Origin of the sequence: Rhodococcus sp. EPR-147 (genome assembly GCF_001647185.1) — a bacterium.
Classification (GTDB): Bacteria; Actinomycetota; Actinomycetes; order Mycobacteriales; family Mycobacteriaceae; genus Rhodococcoides.
In genome coordinates this window covers 1-4632 of sequence record NZ_LVCU01000053.1, presented here as the reverse complement: position 1 = coordinate 4632, position 4632 = coordinate 1, and the positions used below count along the sequence as shown (strand labels likewise).

Below are 4632 nucleotides of genomic sequence, written 5' to 3'. Positions count from 1 at the left end.
GTGGTCGCCTGATCGACCGATTCGGAGCACGCAACGTGGCCGTCGTCTCCGATCTCGGCAGCGCAACTGCGGTACTCGGCTTGATCGTGGTGAGTGCGACGGTGGGGTTGTCGGTGCCGTGGTTCGTGGTGCTGGGAGTTGCAGGCGCGGTCTTCGATGTTCCGGGGATGACGGCTCGTCAAGCGATGCTCGCCGACGTCGCGTCGATCTCGGGAACGTCGGTCACCACGGTGGCCGGGTTCTTTCAGACCGGGTTTTCACTGGCGTTCCTGGCCGGACCGGCTCTGGCGGGCCTGCTGTTGAGCGTGCTGGATCCGATCGAGGTCGTTGCCGTCACCGCAGCCTCGTCGGCGGCCGCTGCATTGCTGACTGCGATTGTTCCGGTCATGGGGCAGGCGTTCGCGACGGACTCCACGGGTTCTGGCAGTGCCCTGGACCTGATCCGTGCCACGCCCGCGCTGCGAGCAATGCTGATTTTCGCATTCCTGGCGAGCCTGGTCACCCCGCCGATGATCAGCCTGCTCCTGCCCGGTCACTTCAACGAGATCGGCGAACCCGGGCAGCTGGGCCTGGCGATGTCGGCGTTCGCGATCGGTGCGCTGGCGGGGTCGGCACTGTTCGCTGCGTTGGCCGCCCGATCTCGACGGGCCACCTTCGTGACGGGAATGGCCGCGATGACGGCAGGTATCTGGCTGTTCGCACAGTTGCAAGGGTTCTGGATCGTCGCAGCGGGGATGCTGGTCATGGGTCTCGGATCCGGGCTGTTCGGTCCGATCTGGAACGTCTACGTCGCCGAGCGTGTCCCCGCAGACGTTCGGGGGCGCGTCCTCGGCTGGCTGAACATGGGCGGGCTCGTGGCGGGTCCGATGGGGTTGGGGCTGATGTCGGTGGTGCTCGTCGGCGGAGATCTAGGTCTCGGGGCTGTCGTCATGGGCGTCGGATGGACCGCTGTCGCCGCCTATGCGGTTCTGAGTCCGGGTGCACGTGAGCTGACCGAACCGCTGCCGCAGTCTGCCCGGGTGGACGATTGATCGGCCAGAATGGTTGCCATGCTGCGCATCGGTGAGCTGGCTTCCTACGTGGGAGTGACAACCCGAACCGTCCGGTTCTATCACCAGCAGGGTCTGTTGGACGAGCCGCAGCGCAATACATCGGGCTACCGCCTCTACGACGGGGAGGCCGTCCTGAGGCTGTCACGCGTCGTTGCTCTTGCCTCCGCCGGTGTGCCACTGGCGCGCGTTCACGAGCTACTCGACGCCTCGCAGGAATCACTCGACCTCGCCTTGGCCGAGATCGACGCCGACCTGAGCAACAGGATCGAACGTCTGGAGAAGGATCGCGACAGACTCCGGCTGTTGCGTGCCGGCGACGCGCTTGTCCTTCCAGATGTGATCGTCGGCCTGATCACGCACCTGCGCAAAGCGGGTATCGACCCCGACGTTGTCGATCACTATCGCGATGCCTGGGTGCTGACGTCTGCCGTCTACCGGCCCAGGCTCGATCCCTGGCTGGAATCGGTAGGCGGCACCATGCTCAGGGACCCGGGCTATCTGGCACTCATGGTGCGCTCCTTTCGAGCAGCCGAGCTCGAACCCGAGGACCCACAGATCCAGCAGCTCGCGGACGGTACGGTCGAGTGGATGGTGAACGCCTGGGACAGTGACGCCCTCGAGTGGTCGTTCGAGCGCGGTCTCGACGATCCGGCGGCCAACTCGCTGCTCGAGGCGCAGTGGGCCGATCGGCCCGCCTGGGTGCGCGTCACCGAGCTGATCGTGCAAGGGCTGCAGGAGCGCGGCATCGAGCACCCTCGACCCTGACGAGGGCCGAGGGGCGGTCAGTCTTCGACGATCAGCGACGGAGTATCACGGCGGAGAATGTTGCCCTTGAAGAATTCCGGCTTGCGCAGTGCAACCACTGCCATGACGACCATGCCGAGCACGATGATGCCGACGCCGATGAGGAACACCATGCCGATGCCGAACAGTGATGAGCCACTGCCGAATTCGGGGTCCCAAGCGTCGACCGAGGTCTGCACGAACACCACTGCCATGCCGACGCCACCGAGCAGCGGAGCCAAGAACTTGAAGAACACGTTGCGGGTGCTGGTGAACAGCTCTTCGCGGAAGTACCAGACACAGGCGAATGCGGTGATGCCGTAGTAGAAGCAGATCATCAGTCCGAGCGCGGCGATGGTGTCGGTGAGAACGTTGTCGCTCACCACCCGCATCACGGCGTAGAAGCCTGCGGACGCTCCGCCTGCCACCAGCGTCGCGAAGCCCGGGGTGCTGAATCTCGGTGTGATGGAGGCGAATCGCTTCGGTAGGGCCTGGTAGTGGCCCATCGCCAGCAACGTGCGGGCCGGCGAGATGAACGTGGCCTGCAGCGAGCTGGCGGAGCTGCTCAACACGGCCAGGGACAGCAGGATCGCGAACGGACCCATCACCGGCCCCGCGAGGGCGGCGAACACGTTGTCGGTGGTGTCGGGATTCTGCAGTCCGTTTCCGGTGTCACCTGTGCCGGCGAAGAGCAGGGTTGCCACTGCGGTGAGCAAGTACAGAACGATGATGAAGAACACCGTGACCAGCGCAGCGCGTCCGGGAATCTTTGCGCTGCCGGAGGTTTCCTCGTTGACGGTCAGGCAGACGTCCCAACCCCAGTACATGAAGATCGACAGTGACAGGCCGGCAGTGAACGCGGAGAAGCTCGGGATTCCGAACGGGTCGAACCAGTCCAGGCTGAACGAGATGTCCTCGGCCCCGTCGCCTGCACCGACCTTGACGAACGCGGCCACGATGAACCACGCCATGACCAAAAGCTGGAAGCCGAGCATCGTGTACTGGACACGCTTGGTCTCCTGCATGCCGCGATAGCAGAGCCACGCTGCCAATGCCATGAACACCAGGCACGTGACGATGTTGACGAGCTTGTTGCCGGTCAGGTCGGCCAGTGAGTCGTTGCTGGTGACCTGGGCGAGAAAGAGATAGAAGAAGTCGACGGCCACTCCCGCCAGGTTCGAGAGCACGATGATGGTGGCCGCGATCAGGCCCCATCCGCCCATCCAGCCGACGTACGGGCCGAAGGCCTTCGACGCCCACGTGAACGACGTGCCGCTGTCGGGCTCGGCCGCGTTGAGCTCTCGATAACCCAACGCCACCAACAACATCGGAATGAAGCCGACGATGAAGATCGCGGGCAGATGGACCCCGACCTCGGTGACCGTCGGCCCGAGCGAGGCGGTGAGCGCGTACGCGGGTGCAATGGTCGAGATGCCCAGGACCACACTTGCGAGCAACCCGAGCTGGCCGGCGGACAGGCCCTTGGACTCGACGTCCACTACCTTGTGCTCATTCATCGCCGGCCTCTCTCGGAACAACGATCATCGGAACGGGAACGACCCGGAGCATCTTGGCGGCAACCGATCCCAGGAAGAGACGGTGAGGCTGGGCGAGTCGAGACGACCCCACCATCAATACGTCGCCGTCGTGCCAGTCGAGCGAAGAAGCGGCCTTCTCGATGCCGGAGCCCTCCGCCACCTTCAACTGCACGTCCGATCCCGCGGGCAATTCCGCTTGCACGGTGCGCAGCACTTCCTCGGCCTTGGCGAGACCGCCCTGTCCCTGCGCCGATTGCTCGTCCGCGGAAACGAGGGAGAGCAGGCGCAACGGCAACTCTGCGGTGACGGACAGGTCGGTGGCTGCCTCGATGAGCTCCGCTGCCCCCGGACGATTTCCGATGGCGCAGGTGATCTCTCGAATGCGTTGCGGCGGAGAATGTCGATACCCCCGCGGAGCCAGCGCGAGCGGCACATGCGCCACGTGCAGCAGATCGCTGGTGACGGTGCCGATCGAATGGCGTCCGAGCAGACCGTCACCGGCCGCACCGACCACGATCATGTACGCGTCGAACTCTCGGACGGCGTCGAGCAGGCCCTGAGCGAAGGACTCGTCGAACAACAGGTGCGCGCGTGCCTGTACGTCTTCGGGTACGAGGGTGAGTGCCTCGTCGAGCCAGCCGGTGGCCCGATCGATCAGGATGTCGTCGTATCCGGCCTCGACCGGCGCTTTGGACGGCACCGGACGCTCCTGCGGCAGCACCAGACAGATGTCCAGCGACGCCTGCAGCGAACGCGCAAGCGTTGCCCCCAGGGCGATTCCGTCAGCGCCACTCGGTGTTGCCTGGTACCCCACGATCAGACGCATGGGCGGACCTTCCCTGAGGTTGGGCGAGCTAATGGCAGGTGCTACCGGGATCGGTGTGGCACGACTTCGGTTCCGACGGTGCGACGTCGAGCGAGGGGTTGCGATCGAAGAACCCGAACGGCTTGAGCCAGAACGAGACCGTGTCCGCGGGCATCACCGGCCAGTCCTCCGGCCGAGTGATGTGGTGGATGCCGAAGGTGTACCAGACGACGACATCGGTGTTCTCGATGCTGCGATCCTTCTCGGTCCACTCCGGGAGCCCGTGGTCTACGCCGCTCTGGTTGACGAACTCGCCGCTGGGCCAACGCTCGTCGGGTGAATTGGGTGTGACCCAGACGGTGTGACCGATCACCTGGGCACGTTGGAAGATCGGCGACGCGGGATCGAACATCGACGGGATCGCCGCTCCCGGAACCAACTTGTAGGCGGGCCG

The 4632-nt window shown here is 64.9% G+C and carries 5 protein-coding genes; 2 read left to right on the top strand and 3 right to left on the bottom strand.

Annotated elements, in window-relative coordinates; genetic code table 11:
• Together A2J02_RS02270 and A2J02_RS02265 are read left to right on the top strand one after the other, a co-directional pair.
• Positions 1-1031 (top strand): MFS transporter (locus A2J02_RS02270; protein ID WP_068046215.1); only part of this gene is annotated, 1031 nt, incomplete at its 5' end.
• 18 nt (positions 1032-1049) lie between these two features.
• Positions 1050-1817 (top strand): MerR family transcriptional regulator, encoded by a 768-nt coding sequence (locus tag A2J02_RS02265; protein ID WP_068046218.1) that lies wholly within the window; start codon positions 1050-1052, stop codon positions 1815-1817.
• Positions 1818-1834: 17 nt separating this feature from the next.
• On the opposite strand, the gene A2J02_RS02260 is transcribed toward A2J02_RS02265, so the two are convergent.
• The 3 genes from A2J02_RS02260 to A2J02_RS02250 all read right to left on the bottom strand — a co-directional run.
• Positions 1835-3352: an APC family permease gene (locus A2J02_RS02260; RefSeq protein WP_068046212.1), complete on the bottom strand. Its 1518-nt coding sequence runs from the start codon at positions 3350-3352 to the stop codon at positions 1835-1837.
• Positions 3345-4199 carry a universal stress protein gene (locus tag A2J02_RS02255; RefSeq protein WP_068046209.1) on the bottom strand — a complete coding sequence of 285 codons (855 nt, stop codon included), beginning with the start codon at positions 4197-4199 and terminating at the stop codon, positions 3345-3347. Before A2J02_RS02255 ends, A2J02_RS02260 begins: the two co-directional genes overlap by 8 nt.
• Before the next feature lie 28 nt (positions 4200-4227).
• Positions 4228-4632 (bottom strand): copper amine oxidase (locus tag A2J02_RS02250; protein WP_442971442.1); only part of this gene is annotated, 405 nt, incomplete at its 5' end.